Genomic DNA, 2151 nt, shown 5'->3' with positions numbered 1-2151 from the left:
AGGGGAGACCCCGGCCACCCCCACACCCCAGCCACCCACGGCCCGCACACGGTGACGGAGCCCCCGCCCCCTTGGGAGTAAGGGCCCCCGCCGGAGGCGCGTCCAACTCGCGCAGATCCATTTCATTTCACCGCAACGTAATGCAATGCAATTGAACTCCCCGCCGCGATGCGCTCGATGTCCGCGCCGATCGCCCCGCCAGGGGCGCCCGTTCGGCCCGACGAAGGAGGGCCTGGTCCGCGCCAGCGGACCCCGGCCGCCGCGCGGCCGCCGGCCCCGAAGGGGACGAACAAGAGGTGCCGCGCCGCCAGGCGCGTCCACGGCCCGGTGCCGGAAGGAGGGCCTGGTCCGCGCCAGCGGACCCCGGCCGCCGCGCGGCCGCCGGCCCCGAAGGGGACGAACAAGAGGTGCCGCGCCGCCAGGCGCGTCCGCTACCGCCGCCGTACGGCCCCCGGCTCGGGCCGGGGGCCGTACGCGCGGTTCAGCTCTGGCGGCGGCGGTCCAGCATCTTCAGGACCACGCCCAGCGTGCCGACCACGACGAGTGCGGGGATGAGGTGCTGAATCAGCCACCACACGCCGTCAAGGCCGATCGCGCCCCCCACGAACAGGGCACCGATGCCGACGACGATGGCCAGTCCGTACCGGCTTCCGTCGTTCTGGCGGGCGTTGTGGTTGTTGTTCCGGGGCATTGCGTGGCTCCTCGTTGAAGGTTCGGGGCCGGGAGGGGCTGCCACCCCTCCCGGCGGGGGCTCGGCTTAGCGGCGGACGGGTTCCAGGTTCTGGGGCATCCCGTGGTTGGCCACGAACTGCATGACGCCCTTGGGGGAGTGCATGACGACCGGGGGTTCACCCCGCTTGATCACGGCGATCCAGCCGAAGGAACGGCGCTCGGCGGCGTGCAGGTATCCGCGCTGCTGGAGTCCGAGCAGTGCCTTAGTGGCCTGCAAGTTCTCCTGCGCCTGCTCGGCGGTGGTGGGGGTGTTCCGCATCGCTTCTCCCGGTGTTGAAGGTTCGGGCCGATGTCGGGAGGGGCTGCCATCCCCTCCCGACATCCCTAATTCTGCCTTATTCTAGGGTGCGGGTCCAGCCTCTCGCGTCCCTCGTTCGGGTGACGTGGGTCACACGAGGTTGCGGGCCTGGAGCACTCCCACGAACTGGCGGGCGACGGTGGCGACCTGGGCGCGCGGGCGGCGGACGGCCTGGAGCCCCAACAGACGCTGTCCGCCGCGCTGGATGACGTACGGCTCACCAACCGCCGGGATCGCAAGGGCAATGAGCCCTTCCGCCGTGTCGACGCGCACAACGGGCCCGTTGGTGACCGGGTCGATGCCGTGCCCGACGATGACGGCCGGAACGCCGTGCTCCTTGGTCAGCTCCTCGCTGATCGCGCGGGCCTCGATGATGCCGGACGCCGTGGCGGCGTCGATGTCGGCGGGCTTCGCGGCGGGCCACTCGGGGGCGACGGTCTCGGGCTTGACGGGCTGAGTGCTCATGCTGTGCGTCCTTGCGGTGTTGAAGGTTCGGGGCTCGTCCGGGGCGGGCTGCCATCCCGCCCCGGACGGTGGGGCTCGTGCGGTTGCTTACTCGGTGTCGAGCGCCCGGCGGTGCAGCTCGGCGTACGCGAGCGACTGACGCGCCCGGCTGAGGCGCTTCCGCCGGTCGTCCGGGGCGTACGCGTCCAGCTCGCCCCGCGCGATGGCGTCGACCATCCACACGGGGAGGGTGCCGAACGCGATACGGGCGGCCTCGTGCAGCTCGGCGAGCGTCGCGACCTGGGTGATCTCCTCCGGGGTCGGGAGGGGGTTCTCCCGCAGGCACGGGCCGGTGAGACCGGTCTCCATGTGGCACGTCATGCAGACGCGGGCGACGTTGAACAGGTCGTGAACGATCACGCCGTCCACCCAGACGGCGTCGTAGGCGTCCACGATCCAGTGCTTCGCGGTGCCGGTCTCGGTGTTCACGTGGTCTCCCTGGTGTTGAAGGTTCGGGCCTGTCGTCCGGGGCTGCCATCCCCTTCCGACATCACTAATTCTGCCTTATTCGAGTGCCTGAGTCCACCTGGAACAGTCCTCCGAACGGGTGACCTGCATCACATCTTTCCGCAGGTCAGCGGCGGTTTCCGCCCCCTCCGCGCGGGCCTGCCCGGCGG

At 70.9% G+C, this 2151-nt stretch carries 4 protein-coding genes; all 4 read right to left on the bottom strand.

The window, feature by feature from the left end; all coding sequences use genetic code 11:
* Window positions 1-481 precede the first annotated feature (481 nt).
* Window positions 482-691 carry a hypothetical protein gene (locus IG54_RS0137140; RefSeq protein ID WP_030795587.1) on the bottom strand — a complete coding sequence of 70 codons (210 nt, stop codon included), beginning with the start codon at window positions 689-691 and terminating at the stop codon, window positions 482-484.
* A gap of 66 nt (window positions 692-757) precedes the next feature.
* Window positions 758-991, bottom strand: coding sequence for a hypothetical protein (locus IG54_RS0137135; protein ID WP_030795585.1), 234 nt, complete (start codon window positions 989-991; stop codon window positions 758-760).
* A 129-nt stretch (window positions 992-1120) separates the two neighbouring features.
* Window positions 1121-1495 (bottom strand): hypothetical protein, encoded by a 375-nt coding sequence (locus IG54_RS0137130; protein WP_030795582.1) that lies wholly within the window; start codon window positions 1493-1495, stop codon window positions 1121-1123.
* Window positions 1496-1582: 87 nt separating this feature from the next.
* The gene (locus tag IG54_RS0137125; RefSeq protein ID WP_030795580.1) at window positions 1583-1963 is read right to left on the bottom strand and encodes a hypothetical protein; all 381 of its coding nucleotides are present in this window, start codon (window positions 1961-1963) and stop codon (window positions 1583-1585) included.
* Between the last annotated feature and the right edge of the window lie 188 nt (window positions 1964-2151).

It is taken from the genome of Streptomyces sp. NRRL S-920 (assembly GCF_000717945.1).
Lineage (GTDB): Bacteria > Actinomycetota > Actinomycetes > Streptomycetales > Streptomycetaceae > Streptomyces > Streptomyces alboniger.
The sequence above is the reverse complement of the archived record's forward strand: the minus strand, read 5'-3'. Positions and strand labels throughout refer to the sequence as shown.